General features: G+C 44.4%; 12 protein-coding genes and 1 pseudogene. 5 read left to right on the plus strand and 8 right to left on the minus strand.

Features of this window, described 5'->3' with window-relative positions:
- Positions 1–349: 349 nt before the first annotated feature.
- The gene (locus NQ564_RS01840; RefSeq protein ID WP_008151664.1) at positions 350–679 is read right to left on the minus strand and encodes a hypothetical protein; all 330 of its coding nucleotides are present in this window, start codon (positions 677–679) and stop codon (positions 350–352) included.
- A complete protein-coding gene (locus NQ564_RS01845) occupies positions 680–985 on the minus strand; it encodes an FtsB family cell division protein (RefSeq protein WP_008151663.1) in 306 nt (101 codons plus the stop codon). It lies immediately after the preceding gene.
- A gap of 71 nt (positions 986–1,056) precedes the next feature.
- Here NQ564_RS01845 and NQ564_RS01850 point away from each other — a divergent pair, with 71 nt between their 5' ends.
- Positions 1,057–2,877 carry a DNA polymerase III subunit gamma/tau gene (locus tag NQ564_RS01850; RefSeq protein WP_008151662.1) on the plus strand — a complete coding sequence of 607 codons (1,821 nt, stop codon included), beginning with the start codon at positions 1,057–1,059 and terminating at the stop codon, positions 2,875–2,877.
- Positions 2,878–2,951: 74 nt separating this feature from the next.
- Here the strand turns inward: NQ564_RS01850 and NQ564_RS01855 are convergent, their stop codons facing one another.
- From NQ564_RS01855 to queC, 3 genes are all read right to left on the minus strand, one after another.
- The gene (locus NQ564_RS01855) at positions 2,952–3,731 is read right to left on the minus strand and encodes a 3-keto-disaccharide hydrolase (protein WP_008151661.1); all 780 of its coding nucleotides are present in this window, start codon (positions 3,729–3,731) and stop codon (positions 2,952–2,954) included.
- Positions 3,732–3,953: 222 nt separating this feature from the next.
- Positions 3,954–4,421 (minus strand): preQ(1) synthase, encoded by a 468-nt coding sequence (gene queF / locus NQ564_RS01860; RefSeq protein WP_008151659.1) that lies wholly within the window; start codon positions 4,419–4,421, stop codon positions 3,954–3,956.
- A 34-nt stretch (positions 4,422–4,455) separates the two neighbouring features.
- Positions 4,456–5,118: a 7-cyano-7-deazaguanine synthase QueC gene (gene queC, locus NQ564_RS01865; protein ID WP_008154618.1), complete on the minus strand. Its 663-nt coding sequence runs from the start codon at positions 5,116–5,118 to the stop codon at positions 4,456–4,458.
- Between the two features lie 114 nt (positions 5,119–5,232).
- On the opposite strand from queC, the gene NQ564_RS01870 reads away from it, so the two are divergent.
- Positions 5,233–5,358: a hypothetical protein gene (locus tag NQ564_RS01870; protein ID WP_260056987.1), complete on the plus strand. Its 126-nt coding sequence runs from the start codon at positions 5,233–5,235 to the stop codon at positions 5,356–5,358.
- A gap of 30 nt (positions 5,359–5,388) precedes the next feature.
- Complete coding sequence (locus NQ564_RS01875) at positions 5,389–6,855, plus strand: OmpP1/FadL family transporter (RefSeq protein WP_008151656.1); 1,467 nt, start codon at positions 5,389–5,391, stop codon at positions 6,853–6,855.
- Positions 6,856–7,048: 193 nt separating this feature from the next.
- Here NQ564_RS01875 and NQ564_RS01880 read toward each other — a convergent pair whose 3' ends face one another.
- Positions 7,049–8,044 carry an IS110 family RNA-guided transposase gene (locus NQ564_RS01880; RefSeq protein ID WP_008158695.1) on the minus strand — a complete coding sequence of 332 codons (996 nt, stop codon included), beginning with the start codon at positions 8,042–8,044 and terminating at the stop codon, positions 7,049–7,051.
- 659 nt (positions 8,045–8,703) lie between these two features.
- Between NQ564_RS01880 and NQ564_RS01885 the strand changes: the two are divergent.
- Together NQ564_RS01885 and NQ564_RS01890 are read left to right on the plus strand one after the other, a co-directional pair.
- Positions 8,704–10,362: pseudogene (locus tag NQ564_RS01885) on the plus strand (IS1182 family transposase).
- A 290-nt stretch (positions 10,363–10,652) separates the two neighbouring features.
- Complete coding sequence (locus NQ564_RS01890) at positions 10,653–11,648, plus strand: IS110 family RNA-guided transposase (protein WP_129649941.1); 996 nt, start codon at positions 10,653–10,655, stop codon at positions 11,646–11,648.
- Between the two features lie 551 nt (positions 11,649–12,199).
- Here NQ564_RS01890 and glgP read toward each other — a convergent pair.
- Both glgP and NQ564_RS01900 read right to left on the minus strand, forming a co-directional pair.
- Positions 12,200–14,770, minus strand: a complete 2,571-nt coding sequence (gene glgP, locus NQ564_RS01895; protein ID WP_008149033.1) for an alpha-glucan family phosphorylase — start codon at positions 14,768–14,770, stop codon at positions 12,200–12,202.
- Positions 14,771–14,877: 107 nt separating this feature from the next.
- Positions 14,878–16,536: a glycosyltransferase gene (locus NQ564_RS01900; protein ID WP_008149031.1), complete on the minus strand. Its 1,659-nt coding sequence runs from the start codon at positions 16,534–16,536 to the stop codon at positions 14,878–14,880.
- Positions 16,537–16,633 lie beyond the last annotated feature (97 nt).

The raw sequence follows: 16,633 nt of genomic DNA on the forward strand, positions 1-16,633 counted from the left end.
GTATGTTTTCTATGGTTTATTTACATGGAAAGAAGAAAATCTCTTGCGGGCCAAACGATGAAGAACACTCCGAGTATGGCATCCGTAGAAGTGTCATACAAACCGATGAAGACCCTGACTCTGGCAGGAGGAATCAGATACCCTTTCTATGATGCATGGAAACAGACGGTATCCGTTTTGGGAACATCCTTATTGCAACGAACCGAAACAGAGAGAATTATCAATAATGCAAACATGGTGTATGTCACCTTGTCTATAATTTTTCTTTTGGAAAGAACAAAGAGAGTGTGAAACTGAAAATGCAGAATAAAGATAAAAATTCAGGGATTCTTAATAGGAATTAATATGTTTACTGGCTCTTCTTCGTTTTCACAAACGCCGTGTATAGTTGAAGCAAGGCTGAAATGGTCAGGCAAATCACCCATTCTTTCCGTCCGCTGAACATCAGGGCGGAGGCGAATATGCATAGCAATCCGGCAAATATATTGTAGCGGTGCAACCTGCGTCTGCGGAAATCCATATCCTTGGTAGGCATTGTCAGGTAACTGACTGCTATACCGGCAGCTCCGATGGCGAACAGGTAAGGAGCTACAACCGGCAATGCCAGATATAATCCCGCACCGGCAAGCAACAGCAGGGCGGAGATATTGAAAACTATCGTTCTTGCTTTTTCGTTCATTTACTTATTCTTAATAATATATACATCCTCGTTCGGCTTTTTCATGAAATATTCTTCACGGGCAAAGCGCTCGAGGCCTTCCTTATCCGTATGCAGATCGTTCAGCTTTTTGCTGTTGATTTCGATCTCCTTCTGGTAATGCTTGATTTCTTTTTCCAGGCTACGAATCTTTTCATCATAGGTATAACGCTTATACAGACTACTATCGCCCATTGCAAAAGTCAGAGCGAAGAACACTATGGTTACCAGCCAGTAGGCATTGATCCTGGATAGATACTTGTTGTAAAAGTCTTTTATGCGTGACATCGGAACTTCGTTTTTGCAAAGGTAAATGAATTATTTTGTTTATCTTTGTCTTGTTAATAAAAAAGCAGAGAATGGATAATTATATTGTATCGGCAAGGAAATACCGTCCTTCTACTTTTCGTAGTGTGGTAGGCCAGAAGTCCTTGACAACTACACTCAAAAATGCAATACAAAGTAACAAGCTGGCTCATGCCTATCTCTTTTGCGGTCCCCGTGGAGTGGGTAAGACTTCTTGTGCCCGTATCTTTGCCAAGACGATCAATTGTTTGAATCCGACTGCCGACGGGGAAGCCTGTAACGAATGCGAATCCTGCAAGGCTTTCAACGAGCAGCGTTCTTATAATATCCATGAACTCGATGCAGCCTCCAATAACTCGGTTGACGACATCCGTGCCTTGATCGACCAAGTGCGTATTCCACCTCCAATCGGAAAATATAAGGTCTTTATTATCGACGAGGTTCATATGTTGAGTTCGGCAGCTTTCAATGCGTTTCTGAAAACATTGGAGGAACCGCCCCATCATGCCTTGTTCATTCTGGCTACGACGGAAAAGCACAAGGTCTTGCCGACCATCCTGTCCCGTTGCCAGATATACGACTTTTCGCGTATCTCGATTGCCGATATGGTGGAACATCTGGAATATGTCTCTTCCTGCGAAGGGGTGACGGCTGAACCGGAAGCCTTGAATGTGATTGCCCAGAAAGCGGATGGCGGTATGCGCGACGCGTTGTCCATCTTCGACCAGGTGGTCAGTTTTACAAATGGAAATATTACCTATCAGGCAGTTATCGATAACCTGAACGTTCTGGATTACGAATATTATTTCCGGCTGACGGATGCAATGCTTTCCGGGAATGTCCGGTCTGCCATCCTGATCTTGAACGATATCTTGAGCAAAGGATTTGACGGGCAGAATATCATAACCGGCTTGGCGTCGCATTTCCGTGACTTGCTGGTATGTAAGGATGAGGCTACTTTGATATTGTTCGAGGTAGGCGCTTCTATCCGTGAACGTTATAAGGAGATGGCGAAGCGCTGTTCCGACGGGCTGTTGTTTAAGGCGATCGAGCTGGCAAATACATGTGACCTGAATTACCGGGCCAGCCGGAATAAACGTCTGTTATTGGAACTTACGCTTATCCAACTTTGCCAATTAAGCAGTGCCGGACAACCGGCCGATGATAAAAAAAAAGGGCTGATTGAGCCGATAGCATCCAACGGGCCGGGTCAAGCCCCTGCTCAATCAGGGCAGGCAGTAGCGACTCAGACGTACACCGTACAATCCGCTCCTCCTTTGCAACGTCCGGTACAATCTCCACAGGAAATGACGGGGGCGACTCCTCGCCAGCAGGTTGTTTCCACTCATGTACCGCCTTCTTCGACTGTTATTCCGCAGGCTCCTCCGGCGTCGGTTCCCAAGAGAGTGGCGCGTCCACCTCAGTTCGGCACGTCCATTAAAGAGATAGGTGTAGAGCATCCGAAAGCACAGCAGGCTACGACGCAGGCCGCTACCGTGGTACAGGAAATGCAGAACCCTTTCAGCCAGGAGGCATTGGTATATTACTGGGACGCTTATGCGTCTACGATTGACAAGAAGGTATATCTGAAAAATACGATGATCAATTGTAAGCCGACTTTACAGGATCATTATTATTTTGAAGTCTGTGTACATAATCCCGGCCAGCAGGATGAATTGACGAATAATTGTATCGATATATTGAGTTATCTGCGGATGCAGTTGAAGAATACCCGTATCCAGATGCGTGTCCGTATAGATGAAACGAACCAGAAACATTTGGCCTATACATCAGCAGAGAAGTACGAACACTTACTAAGCATAAATCCGGTTTTGGCTAAGTTGAAAGACGAGTTTAATCTGACACTTGACTAAATAGTTGAAAGTTGAAAGGTGAAAGTTGAAAAGAAATATAAATCTAACTTTCAACTTTCAACTTTCACCTGACTTTACATTTCTCTGATCCAAATATTACGGAAACTGATCGGTTCGCTGGGGTCGCCATGAGACTGCAAACGGATCGGGCCTGCTCCGTGTTTTACAACTTTCGGGAAACCGATATATTCCGTAGTGCCCAGGATAGTCGTGTTGTTCTGCAATACGATGCCATTCTGGATAACCGTAACACGCGGCGGAACACGATAAGTACCGTCTTCCTTGAAGATAGGAGCGGAATAGATAATATCGTAAACATTCCATTCACCCGGCTTGCGCATGGCATTTGCCAGAGGAGGCGTTTGTTTGTAGACGCTTCCGGTCTGTCCGTTCACGTAGGTTTCGTTGTTATAGCAATCCAGAACCTGGATTTCATACATGTCTTGCAGGAAGATGCCGCTGTTGCCGCGTCCTTGGCTTGTGCCGGTGATGTTTTCAGGTACGCACCATTCGATATGCAACTGGAAATTCTCGAATTTTTGTTTTGTCAGTATATCACCTTTCTTCTTGTCCACCGTGAAAACACCGTCTTTTACGATCCATTCGGCCGGTCCGCCTTTAGCGCTTTGCCAAGCGGAAAGGTCTTTTCCGTCAAACAGGACGATGGCATCGGAAGGGGCACTGTTTGTTTTGATGTCGCCAGGAGTGACAACTTTCGGTTGCGGAGTCCAGTATTCGGACATTCCCGGTTTCATTTTTTCCTGTTCGGGGTACTGTTTTTGTGCGCTTGCACTGATACAGACCGTACAAGCCAAGGCTGCCAAAACAGTCTTCATTGTAATGCTTTTGTTCATGGTCTAAATTGTTTTATTAGGTTTAATAATTTACTGCTTGCAAAGGTAATAAAAAATACATGTAAGTGTATTCGGTTTCCGGCGTTGGCGAATATATTTTCGGCATTGTCGTGTATATTCTTGACGTTGTCGAATATATTTTCGACGTTGTCGAGAATAAAATACACTTACATCCAATTGCAAACTAATGGCTTATGGAGATAGAAGCAGTGCGTGCCTTTTTTATCTCGCCTGATGGTTGAAAAGCCGTTGCTCTGCCAACCCTTCATATTTAGTGCCCGGCCGGCCGTAATTGCAATACGGGTAAATGCTGATTCCGCCGCGCGGGGTGAAAATGCCGGTTACTTCTATGTATTTGGGGGCCATCAGGCGGATGAGGTCTTTCATGATGATATTGACACAATCCTCATGAAAGGCCCCGTGATTGCGGAAACTGAACAAATACAATTTCAGGCTCTTGCTTTCCACCATTTTTACATCGGGAATATAATCGATGTAGATGGTGGCGAAGTCCGGCTGGCCGGTGATAGGACAGAGGCTGGTAAATTCCGGACAGTTGAAGCGCACCCAGTAATCATTGTCCGGATGCTTGTTGGTAAATGCTTCCAATACCTCCGGAGCATAATCCTGCTTGTATACGGTTGAACCTCCTAACAGGTGCAATTCGTTTTCATCTTTTCTTGTATCCATGATGTTTTCTTTTGTTATTCTTGTAAATGATGGTTTATCGGCGTCTTTTTAAATAGTTCTCCAAACCTTCGCGGCGTAGTGTGCAGGCGGGGCAATGGCCGCAGCCTTCTGCCATGATACCATTGTAGCAGGTGAGGGTTTGGGTCCGTACAAGGTCGAAAACTCCTAACGTGTCGGACAGTTCCCACACTTCGCTTTTGTCCCGGTCCATCAGGGGCGTGTGGATCACGAACTGTTCGTCCATTGCCAGGTTCAGGGTGACGTTGAGGGAGCGGACGAATGTATCGCGGCAATCGGGATAACCGCTGAAATCGGCTTCCGATACACCGGTTACGAGATGGAAGATTCCTTTGCTGCGTGCGAGGATGGCGGCGAAGGTCAGGAATACCATGTTGCGTCCCGGGACGAAGGTGTTCGGGTAGCTGTCTGCCGGTTTTTCCTGATCCATTGAGATGTCGGTATTTGTCAGCGAACAGTTCGGATCGAGCTGGCTGATCAACGATACGTCCAACAATTGGAACGGAACGTCGGCATCGGCTGCAATTTTTCGTGCAACCTCTATTTCCAGGGAATGTTTTTGTCCGTATGTAAAGCATACGGCTTCTACGCGAGAAAAGTGCTTCTTGGCCCAGAACAGGCAGGTCGTGGAGTCTTGTCCACCGGAGAAGCATACCAAAGCGGCTTCTTGATGTTTCATATTTTTCTTGTTTTTAATACGTGGTTTAGCAAGCACACGGAAAAGGAAACGTCCCTTTTCGGGTGCAAAGATACTTTTTTTATTGACAAAAGGGTATGTCAAATATCGGTATTTATGGAACGCAGAGAAGAAGAGTTGCACAATTTTGGTGAATTTGTGCGGCACATTTTTGCTATAAGTGTGCAATATTTAAAAAAAGTAGTTATCTTTGCCGCCGTTTATGTCTCCGGGAAGGCATAATAGAAATAGGTATTAATAAATAAAGTTTTTATGAAGAAAGTTATCGCGTTAGCATGTCTTTCCATGCTTCCAATGACGTATGTGGCCGCAGAAGGTTATCAGGTAAACGCACAGAGTACGAAGCAGGCCGGTATGGGGCATGTCGGTGTTGCAATGAAACTGGGTGCGGAAAGTATGCACTTCAATCCTGCCGGATTGGCATTTATGGAAAATAAGATACATTTGTCGGCTGGTGTTTCCGGTGTTTTCTCAAAAGGTAAATTTACAGACGGAGATTATGTGCAGCGTCCGGATAATACGCCCAGCACTCCTCTTTATGTATATGCCGGTTTTAAAATCTATGATAATCTGGCAGCAGGTGTGAGCGTAACGACTCCCTACGGTAGTTCCATGAACTGGGGAAAGGATTGGAAAGGTGCTCATCTGGTACAGGATATCGCCTTGAAAGCATTTAATGTGCAACCGACTGTTTCCTGGAAGATCACGGACCGTCTGAGTGTCGGTGCCGGCTTGATGATGGAGTTCGGCAATATCGAACTGAGCCGTGCGTTGATCGGCCCTGGTGAAATGAATAATATGGCAAACGGATTGATGGAGCAGTTCGGCCCTATTTTGGCTCAACATCCTGAATTGGCCGCTTTGATTAAGCCTACCGTTGATAAGCTGATGACTGATATGGCGAAATATCAGGATGCATCCGCCGCTTCTGTCAATCTGAAAGGGGATGCCGGTGTCCGGTTAGGTTTTAATGTGGGTGCTATGTTCGATATTAACGAAAAGTGGACGGTAGGTGTTTCTTATCGCTCGAAAGTAAAGGCACGTGTGAAAGAAGGTAACATTTCATTGAGTTATGCGAATGAAACAGATTTGAAGAATAATTTGCTTCCTCAGGTAGCAGGCTTGTTGAAAACAGCTGAAGCAGCCGGTTTCCCTATCCCCGAATCGATGAAGGATTTTTCTATTCCTCCATTGGATGAAGGCACTTTCTCCGCCGAACTGCCATTGCCGGATAACTGGAATGTAGGGGTTACCTTCAAGCCGACTAACCGTTGGATCCTCTCCGGGGAAGTTCAGTTTGTGGGCTGGGGCGCTTACAAGAACTTGGCAATCAATTTCGCTCCGTCATCTTTAAGCAAATATGACATGGTAGCGAGAAAGGAATATAAGAACTCACGTATCTACCGTGTCGGTGCACAGTTTGCCGCAACGAATCGCTTGGATGTTCGTTTAGGTGCTTACTTCGACGAATCACCTGTGAAAGACGATTATCTGAACCCTGAAACACCGAGTATGAATAAATTCGGTATTACTACCGGTTTGAGTTTCCGTCCTATCGCTCCGTTATCTATCGACTTTGCATTTTCTTATGTGACAGGTTTCGGACGTGACGGTTCTTATAGTGACAAGAGCTTGATTACTGGTAATGACCGTACATTCGGAGGACATTACAACATCTATGCTTTGATGCCGTCGATCGGAGTATCCTACGCTTTTTAACCTAACAATATCATATATCAGTAAGAAAGGGGGTGAATTCTAAGTCCTCTCCAAACAATATCTCTCAAATCTTACCCAAGTTTACGAACATTAACGTATCCTTGGGTAAGTTCGTATATAGACATAACAACTCTTCAGAAGTGTATAGCTACTTCCTAAACCTAAGATGTTTTCGAAGTTAAGGATCTTTTTATTATACGGCTAATGTTACAAATGGAGTCTGCCTTCGTATCACAGCAAAAGATCTTGCTATGATTTTGGCTCTTACAGCATTGATTACAGATGCTTTATGTTTCCCCTCCGCTATTTTCCTTTTATAATATGCTTTCATCTGCGGATCCCAAGATATGGCAGTAATAGCTGCTCGGGTAAGGTATACTTTTACTTCTTTGTTAGCCAATGAAGAAGTCTGCGTTTTTCCCCGTATGGAAATACCTGAAGTATGTTCAAATGGGGCAACCCCACAATAGCAGGCAAATTTCCTCGGGTTGTCAAATCTTTGAAAATTGTCAGTAACACACAGTAATACAATGGCATTGATAATTCCTATTCCTTTTATACTTCTTAATAGCAAGTAGTTTGTGTAAAGCGATGTACTGGCGGCTATTAGTTGCTCCATATCTTCTTCCACTTCCAGGATCTTTTCTTTTATCGACTTGAGCTGCTCTTCCAAAAAAGAAATGGATTCTGTCACATCAGCCAACTTAGCCATCTGGGAGAATGTTTCCAATAACTTTATGCTTGATACTTTTTGCTTGACCAAATTGTCACGTATAATAATCCATCCCCGCAGTCTCACCAAGTCTTTGTTAGGTAATTTGTATAACTCTAGTTTTCGATAATGTAATACCGCATAGTTCGCTATCCGTTTGGCGTCAATGCGGTCATTTTTGCCTCGTTGCAAGCCTATGGACTTCTTGATGGTCAACGGGCAAACCAAAGCCAGGGAAAATCCCATGGAGACACTGGAAACAGATAACTCTGTGACATAGCTTCCCATGTTTTCAGCACAGAACAAGAGTTTGGATAAAGAGAGATGATAACCTGCTATCCAATCCAATAAAGATTGGATCCCTTCTGGAGTGTTATCAAAAGACTTGTGAGACAACTCTTTTTCGGCCGCAGACATTAATGATGCATCGAAAGTTTTTTTCCCTACATCAAGACCTACAAAATGAGAATAATTCATAATTTTGTATTTTACAGTATTAAACATGAAGGAGAAACAGCTAATACATTTATTAGGTCGTAAGCCTACAATTCTAACTGGCTAGGTTCTCCTATTAAGAGTGTTGCAGTCTGTCAGCCTATAGTCATTTAAGACTAGTGTCAAAGTTAGTTCACTGCAACTCTTCTTTTCAAATATACACTTATATTTTATTGTGATATTTAATACTGCAAATGTAAATGTGTCAAAATTCCCCCTTTCTTTTTTTATGCTGGCCAACATATAAAGTAAAGTCTAAAAAAATTGTTTTGTATAAAATAAAATTGTTCCTTTGCAAAGTCACTCGTTTTAAGAGATATTATAAGTAGAGAGTAACCAAGCAAAAGAAGCCTTGACTATACGGGATGTGTAGCTTGACAACTTATCGTGTCAAGCTTTTTTGTAATATGGGATTGACAAGGATAAATAATAATATAATAATGACAGCCGAAACTTTAATTATGACGAGGAGCGTGTCCCATATTTGGGGCGCGCTCCTTTTGTAAAAGCCGGTATTCCCACAGCAGTCTTATTCTTTTTATAAGATATGAAAATCAAGTTATTTATCTTGATTTTCTATTGCAAGAACTTGCCCAAGTTCTGATATTTTTGTAATTTAGTGACAAATAAACGCTTGCAAGATGCCAGAAAATTTACACTTCAGAAGTTATGATCCCGATCAAACGCTACTTTTTCCCCAGAGGATCGACCGGGATATCCCTAAGGATGATCCTGTACGTATCCTCAAGTCGGTTATCGAGAGCCTGGACCTGTCAGGTTTCAAGAAACTATACCATGAGCGTGGCCGCAGCCCTTATCATCCCAAAATGATGCTCATGGTAATCCTTTATAGTTACATGAATAACGTATACTCATGCCGAAAAATAGAGAAACTCCTATACCGGGACATCTATTATATCTGGCTGTCGGGATATCAGAAGCCTGACTTCGCTACCATCAACCGTTTCCGTAACCGTGTCAAGAATGAGATCGGACATATATTCACCCTCTTAGTGTTGATATTGGTAGAGAAAGGTTTTGTCACGCTTGAGGTCGAGTACCTTGACGGGACGAAGATAGAATCCAAGGCGAACAAGTATACCTTCGTATGGCGCAAGAGCGTGGAAAGGAACCGTGAGAAGCTGTTGGAGAAAATCCGTGTGTTACTCCAGCAGATCAACGAGCAGATGGCACAAGACAAGGCGGCCGATGTTGACACCTTGGAGCTTACCCCCAGACATTGTGCGAGATCTCCAAGGAATTCAAGGAGGCACTCGGTTCGGCACCTGAGGCAAAGACAAAGGAAGAGAAGGCCGCGCAAAGAGGAAAGAACAAGATGTTCAAAGAATTGGAGAGGCATGGCGAGAAGCTAGCGGAATATAACAGCCGCCTGGAACAGATGGAAGGCCGCAATTCCATCTCCAAGACCGATCCCTCGGCCACATTCATGCGCATGAAGGAAGACGCCATGTGTAATGGACAAACCAAGCCCGGCTACAACTTGCAGATATCCTCCGAGAACCAATTCATCACAGACTTCGCCCTCTTTCCGAACCCGACCGACACGCTGACCTTCATACCATTCCTTGGCTCTTTCCCGGGCCGTTACGGTCGTTTCCCAAAAAGGGTCGTCGCCGACTCCGGATACGGCTCGGAAGAGAACTACCGTTTCATGGACGAAGCCGGCATTGAGGGGTTCGTCAAATACAATCGTTTCCATTTGGAACACCGTCCCCGCTATAAACCTGACACCTTTCATCCCGACAGCCTCTATTATAATGAGGAAGGAGATTATTACATATGCCCGATGGGGCAGCGCATGTCCCGGACCGGTACGGTGCAAACCCGGACGGAGGGCGGTTATATCTCCCAGAGCGCCTGTTATCGCGCCATACGATGCAAGGGGTGTCCCTTGCGCTGCCTCTGTTACAAGGCCAAGGCCAACCAAAGGACGATCAGGGTCAATCACCGGCTTAATGCCTATAAGCGAAAGGCCTGTGAATTATTGACTTCAGAAGAAGGGATCAAGGAAAGGGGAAGGCGGTGCATTGAACCGGAGGCAGTCTTCGGACAGATGAAGTCCAATATGGCTTACCGCCGTTTCAGGCATATGGGAAAAGACAAGGTCGTGATGGATTTTACCTTCTTTGCCATAGCCTTCAATATAAAGAAACTATGTTCAATGATGAGAAAAGTGGACAAAAAGGGAAGAAAAGCGTCTTTTTATGGAAAATTCGTGGTTATTTTTATTTGTTACATGCATAAACTGGAAATATGCCAGGATAAGTTTGAAAAAATGACGGCATAATCAAATTTATTGCTGTATAGACACAAAAAAGAGGCTGCACATAATCAGGAATTATGACACATTTACATTTGCAGTATTAAATATCACAATAAAATATAAGTGTATATTTGAAAAGAAGAGTTGCAGTGAACTAACTTTGACACTAGTCTTAAATGACTATAGGCTGAATCAGACTGCAACTCTCTTAATAGGAGAACCTAGCCAGTTAGAATTGTAGGTTCACGACCTAATAAATGTATTAGCTGTTTCTCCTTCATGTTTAATACTGTAAAATACAAAATTATGAATTATTCTCATTTTGTAGGTCTTGATGTAGGAAAAAAAACTTTCGATGCATCATTAATGTCTGCGGCCGAAAAAGAGTTGTCTCACAAGTCTTTTGATAACACTCCAGAAGGGATCCAATCTTTATTGGATTGGATAGCAGGTTATCATCTCTCTTTATCCAAACTCTTGTTCTGTGCTGAAAACATGGGAAGCTATGTCACAGAGTTATCTGTTTCCAGTGTCTCCATGGGATTTTCCCTGGCTTTGGTTTGCCCGTTGACCATCAAGAAGTCCATGGGCCTACAACGAGGCAAAAATGACCGCATTGACGCCAAAAGGATAGCGAACTATGCGGTATTACATTATCGAAAACTAGAGTTATACAAATTACCTAACAAAGACTTGGTGAGACTGCGGGGATGGATTATTATACGTGACAATTTGGTCAAGCAAAAAGTATCAAGCATAAAGTTATTGGAAACATTCTCCCAGATGGCTAAGTTGGCTGATGTGACAGAATCCATTTCTTTTTTGGAAGAGCAGCTCAAGTCGATAAAAGAAAAGATCCTGGAAGTGGAAGAAGATATGGAGCAACTAATAGCCGCCAGTACATCGCTTTACACAAACTACTTGCTATTAAGAAGTATAAAAGGAATAGGAATTATCAATGCCATTGTATTACTGTGTGTTACTGACAATTTTCAAAGATTTGACACCCCGAGGAAATTTGCCTGCTATTGTGGGGTTGCCCCATTTGAACATACTTCAGGTATTTCCATACGGGGAAAAACGCAGACTTCTTCATTGGCTAACAAAGAAGTAAAAGTATACCTTACCCGAGCAGCTATTACTGCCATATCTTGGGATCCGCAGATGAAAGCATATTATAAAAGGAAAATAGCGGAGGGGAAACATAAAGCATCTGTAATCAATGCAGTAAGAGCCAAAATCATAGCAAGATCTTTTGCTGTGATACGAAGGCAGACTCCATTTGTAACATTAGCCGTATAATAAAAAAGGTCCTTAACTTCGAAAACATCTTAGGTTTAGGAAGTAGCTATACACTTCTGAAGAGTTGTTATGTCTATATACGAACTTACCCAAGGATACGTTAATGTTCGTAAACTTGGGTAAGATTTGAGAGATATTGTTTGGAAAGGACTTAGAATTCAGCCCCTTTTTATTTGTGTGTGGCCGCATTAAAATGTTCCTTCTCCAATCACACCATGAGGGATTGAGCTCAGTTTCAGTTTCGACAAAGTGATTTTAGGAATAGACAAAGCTATGCCTTATGCCTCCTAACCCATAGCTTTACACCTTCTAAAGCTATGGGTTACGGGACATAAATGATAATGGAAAACTGAATTTGGTTACGGTTGTCTTGATATGCAAAAAGGAGGTGTGTCGAAACTATCCTGTTCCCGCGCTTGACGCGGGATCGCATTAAAACTGGCCCTATAAAAATCTGATTGATAAGGTCCGTCCTTTTGCGGCCCCGCATCAAGTGCGGGGACAAGGAGATTTTGACACACCACCTTTTATCTTTGTTGTGCTTGTATCGATTACAACTGGATCCAGCGGACGAAAGCGAAGTCCATACGGTGAGGCAATTCTTTGTTCACAGGGTAAACGCGGAAGCCCATCTTGTGAAGGCCTGCTTCGCTCGGAGTTGTCTTTAGTTCGAAGAACAGTTTGGAACCTTCTTCTTTTATCAGCTTGAACTGTTCTGTCGCCAGTAATTCCAACTGATGGTTATCCGGATTTTCTTTCGTAACAACCATTTCAACTCCTAACATACCTTTCAGTTCGTGGCGGTCGATAACCAGATCGAACTTATATTCTTTACCGACAACCGGACCGTCAATAGCTAAATCCTGGCTGCATGTAAACGATTCAACCTGGAAGCTGTCCCAATGTTCTGCCACTTCTTCTTTCCATGCAGCGATTGCTTTGGCTTCGGCAAAACCGTTTTCGTGTAAGTGAGCGGAACGGGTTGCCAATTTGTTGTAGAAGCGGTCGATATAATCGTCCAACATACGTTTCATCGTATAGTCGGGAGCGATTTCAGACATCGAGTTCTTGATATACTGTATCCATTCAGGAGAGTATCCCTTGCTGTTTCTTGCATAATAAGTCGGGATGATCTCTGTTTCCAGTGTATGGTAGATAGTAGCGGCATCCAACTGGTCCTGATACTGCTGGTTTTCGTAAGTACGTTTGTCGGTCAATGCCCAACCTGCACCCGGTTTGTAACCTTCGTACCACCATCCGTCCAGTACGGAGAAGTTCAGGACACCGTTCATCTCAGCTTTTTCACCAGACGTACCGGATGCTTCCAGAGGACGGGTCGGAGTGTTCAACCAAACATCGACACCTGCGATCAGGTGACGGGCCAGACGCATATCGTAGTTTTCCAGGAAGATGATCTTTCCTAAGAATTCCGGACGGCGGGAGATTTCGACAATATGTTTGATCAATCCCTGTCCGCCACCATCGGCCGGGTGAGCTTTACCGGTGAATACGAACTGGATCGGATACTGTTCGTTGTTTACGATCTTAGCCAAACGATCCAAGTCGGTGAACAACAGGTGAGCACGTTTGTAAGTTGCGAAACGGCGACCGAAACCGATCAGCAGAGCGTTCGGGTTGATCTTGTCCAGGATGGAAACAACCTTTGCAGGATCTCCCTGGTTCTTCAGCCAGTTTGTCTTGTACTGATTCTTGATATATGTGATCAGCTTGTTCTTCAGAGTCTTGCGGATAGACCAGATGTCTTCGTCCGTAACATTCTGGATCGCTTCCCAATATTTCTTGTTAGACTGGTCTTTGAGGAACTTCTTGTCGAAATGTTCGGCAAAGAAACGTTTCCATTCGGTAGAAGCCCAAGTTGGCATGTGTACGCCGTTGGTCACATATCCTACGTGCAGTTCATCGGGGAAATAGCCTTTCCATACCGGAGCGAACATGCGCTGGGATACTTTTCCATGCAACCAGCTTACGCCGTTTGCTTCCTGGCAAGTATTCAAAGCGAATACACTCATAGAGAACTTCTCGTTGGAGCCCGGGTTTTCACGTCCCATATCGATAAATTCCTGCCAGCTGATACCTAACTTGCCGGGGAATTCACCCATGTAACGTCCGAACAGGCCTTCATCGAAGTAGTCGTGACCTGCCGGAACCGGTGTGTGAACGGTGTACAAAGCAGAAGCACGTACGACTTCCAGAGCTTGGTTGAATGACAGGCCGTCGTTCTGGATGAAATCTACCAGACGCTGTGCATTGATCAGCGCAGCGTGTCCTTCGTTGCAGTGGTAAATCTGCTTCTTGATTCCTAATTTGTTCAGCATCAGGATACCGCCGATACCCAACAGGTATTCCTGTTTCATACGGTTTTCCCAGTCACCGCCATACAGCTGATGGGTGATAGAGCGATCCCATTCGCTGTTCTGAGGAATATCCGTATCCATCAGATATAAAGGAACGCGTCCTACGCTTACTTTCCAGATGTGTGCATAAACGGTACGGCCGGGGTAGGGAACTTCCAATACCATCGGTTCGCCGTTCGCCTGCATGACCTGTGTAAGGGGTAGTGCGTTGAAGTTTTGCGGTTCGTAATTGGCAATCTGTTGTCCGTCCATAGACAGAGACTGTGTAAAGTATCCGTAGCGATACAGGAAACCTACTGCTGTCAGGTCGATGTTGCTGTCGCTGGCTTCTTTCAAGTAGTCACCAGCCAATACACCCAGACCACCGGAGTAGATTTTCAGCACGTTTGTCAGACCATATTCCATGCTGAAATAGGCAACAGACGGTTTTGTCTGATCCGGTTTAACATCTACATAGTCCTTGAATATTGAGTACACAGCTTTGATTTCGGCCATCAGGACGTCATCTGCCAGGATTTCCTCAATACGCTTGTAGGACAGGCTTTGAAGTAAAAGTACGGGGTTACCTTCTGTTGATGCCCAGAGTTCAGAATCGATCTTACCGAATAATTTGGCTCCTTCATGGTTCCATACCCACCACAGGTTTGTCGCCATTTCATATAACGGCTGTAATTGCTCGGGGAGCATAGAGTGGGAATAAACATCTTTCCAAATCGGGCTGTTTGCGTTATTCGCTTTGATTTTCATTATTGTGAAGTTTAAAATGTTTCAATTTTTATTTTATTATTGTCTCATCTCTATTTTGCCTAAAACGCTGCAAAGATAGAGATTATCTGTTTAATTATGAGCGTATTTTAATTATTTCTTTTGTTTGCATGTTCCAAAGCGATTCTGAAAGCCTCTTCATAGTAGACAATGAATTTGCTCCATTCTGCTTTTGCCGCCAGACAGAAACTGCGTTTCCGGATCTCTTCCGCTTCCTTTTTGTCCTTTCCAGCGAGTGTCAGGATCGAAGACGTGATGGCATCTGCTACTTCGAAATAATTAAAATCGTCACGGTTCACGACGGCTACGCCTTCGCTGATGTTGTTGCCTGTCACATGCTTTTTAGCCCATAGACCGAAACCGGCAAGATCGGTGGTAATGGTCGGAATCCCGAATGCGATACTTTCCAGCGGAGTGTATCCCCAAGGTTCGTAGTAGGAAGGATAGACGGTCGCATCCATACCGATCAGCAGATCGTAGTAGGGTTTATTGAAGATTCCGTCGCGTCCGTCCAGGTAGCAAGGTACAAAAATGATTTTCAGCTTGTCGGCCGCTGAATTGGTGAAACCGGAATGGGAGATATAGTTCAGCACCTTGTCCTGCTCCATCAGATTCAGCCAATGTGTGACGAATGGCATTTGCATGGGAGAGGTGGTGCGGATATTCTTGTCGATGACTTCTTTCAAGTCTGCGCGTGCATCGCGTACCCAGGCCGGAACCATGATGAAGGCGACGACTTCGCGCTGGAGCCTGCCGGAAGTGCGTACCCGGTTCATAGCTTCGATAAAGACGTCGATACCTTTGTTGCGGTATTCGTAGCGGCCGCTGGTGGAAACCAGAAATGCATCCGGGGAGATAGGGCATCCGAGCAGTTTCTCTGCGACGTTGAGCAGATCGCGGCGGGCAGCCGTACGCTTCTTGTCGTATTCCTTGTCGGTCGGGACGAAGTTGGGCTCGAAACCGTTCGGCGTGACGATGTCCGGCGCTTTGTCCAGCAATTGTTTACACTCGCGAGCTGTAATGTCACTCACTGTCGTAAAGCAGTCGACATGCAAGGCAGTCTGTTTTTCCAACGAATGCTTTGCTTCCATATTCAGCTCTCCGGCCATCTGGTCACCGTTGTAGCCGTCCATATAAGCATACAGGGCTTTGTTGTTTCCGGCGATGGAACGGCCGATAGAAGTGGCATGTGTCGTGAAGAGCGTTGCGATGGCCGGGAGTTGTTTTTGGATGTAAAGCGCACCCATTCCCAGCATCCATTCATTGAACAGAGCGGCAACCTTTTTGTCTTCCAGCTTGTAAAAATGATAAAAACTTTCGATGACCTTACCTACCGCGTAAGCGAAGATACAGGATTCGTCGTAGTCACCATATGCGTGGATCGAGTCTACGCGGAAACTTTCCCACATCGAGTAGAAAAAAGCATCTCTTTCTTTGAAGAAAGGTTTAAAATCTACCAAGATTACAGGCGGTGTCCCCGGAACATTCCATCGGCCTACTTTTACTTTCAAATTTTCAGTGGTCTTCGTATAAGTTTTCCAGTCAGCAAACAGAACATCGTCTTCAATAAAGTCGGGAGCGTTTGTATTATCCCACACATCGGGTCCTATAAAGATCAGCTTATCTTTAAATGACTGTTGTAACGTATGAGCTTTCGTTGAAAGGACGGTATAAATACCGCCTACTTTATTACATACTTCCCAACTGCTCTCGAAAAGATATTCTGGCGTTGTTGTTGTATTATCCATAAACGATTTTGTTTATAATCAGATATTTTGAGGGGGCAAAGATACGAATTTTTGTCTTTTTTTCAACTATAGGGCTTGTTTAATGAATGAATTATGT

This window comes from Parabacteroides johnsonii DSM 18315, from assembly GCF_025151045.1.
GTDB lineage: Bacteria > Bacteroidota > Bacteroidia > Bacteroidales > Tannerellaceae > Parabacteroides > Parabacteroides johnsonii.

Coding starts and splice junctions, on each gene's coding strand:
- NQ564_RS01840 (WP_008151664.1), bottom strand. CDS start 679: ATGAACGAAAAAGCAAGAACGATAGTTTTCAATATCTCCGCCCTGCTG.
- NQ564_RS01845 (WP_008151663.1), bottom strand. CDS start 985: ATGTCACGCATAAAAGACTTTTACAACAAGTATCTATCCAGGATCAAT.
- NQ564_RS01850 (WP_008151662.1), top strand. CDS start 1,057: ATGGATAATTATATTGTATCGGCAAGGAAATACCGTCCTTCTACTTTT.
- NQ564_RS01855 (WP_008151661.1), bottom strand. CDS start 3,731: ATGAACAAAAGCATTACAATGAAGACTGTTTTGGCAGCCTTGGCTTGT.
- queF (WP_008151659.1), bottom strand. CDS start 4,421: ATGGATACAAGAAAAGATGAAAACGAATTGCACCTGTTAGGAGGTTCA.
- queC (WP_008154618.1), bottom strand. CDS start 5,118: ATGAAACATCAAGAAGCCGCTTTGGTATGCTTCTCCGGTGGACAAGAC.
- NQ564_RS01870 (WP_260056987.1), top strand. CDS start 5,233: ATGGAACGCAGAGAAGAAGAGTTGCACAATTTTGGTGAATTTGTGCGG.
- NQ564_RS01875 (WP_008151656.1), top strand. CDS start 5,389: ATGAAGAAAGTTATCGCGTTAGCATGTCTTTCCATGCTTCCAATGACG.
- NQ564_RS01880 (WP_008158695.1), bottom strand. CDS start 8,044: ATGAATTATTCTCATTTTGTAGGTCTTGATGTAGGGAAAAAAACTTTC.
- NQ564_RS01890 (WP_129649941.1), top strand. CDS start 10,653: ATGAATTATTCTCATTTTGTAGGTCTTGATGTAGGAAAAAAAACTTTC.
- glgP (WP_008149033.1), bottom strand. CDS start 14,770: ATGAAAATCAAAGCGAATAACGCAAACAGCCCGATTTGGAAAGATGTT.
- NQ564_RS01900 (WP_008149031.1), bottom strand. CDS start 16,536: ATGGATAATACAACAACAACGCCAGAATATCTTTTCGAGAGCAGTTGG.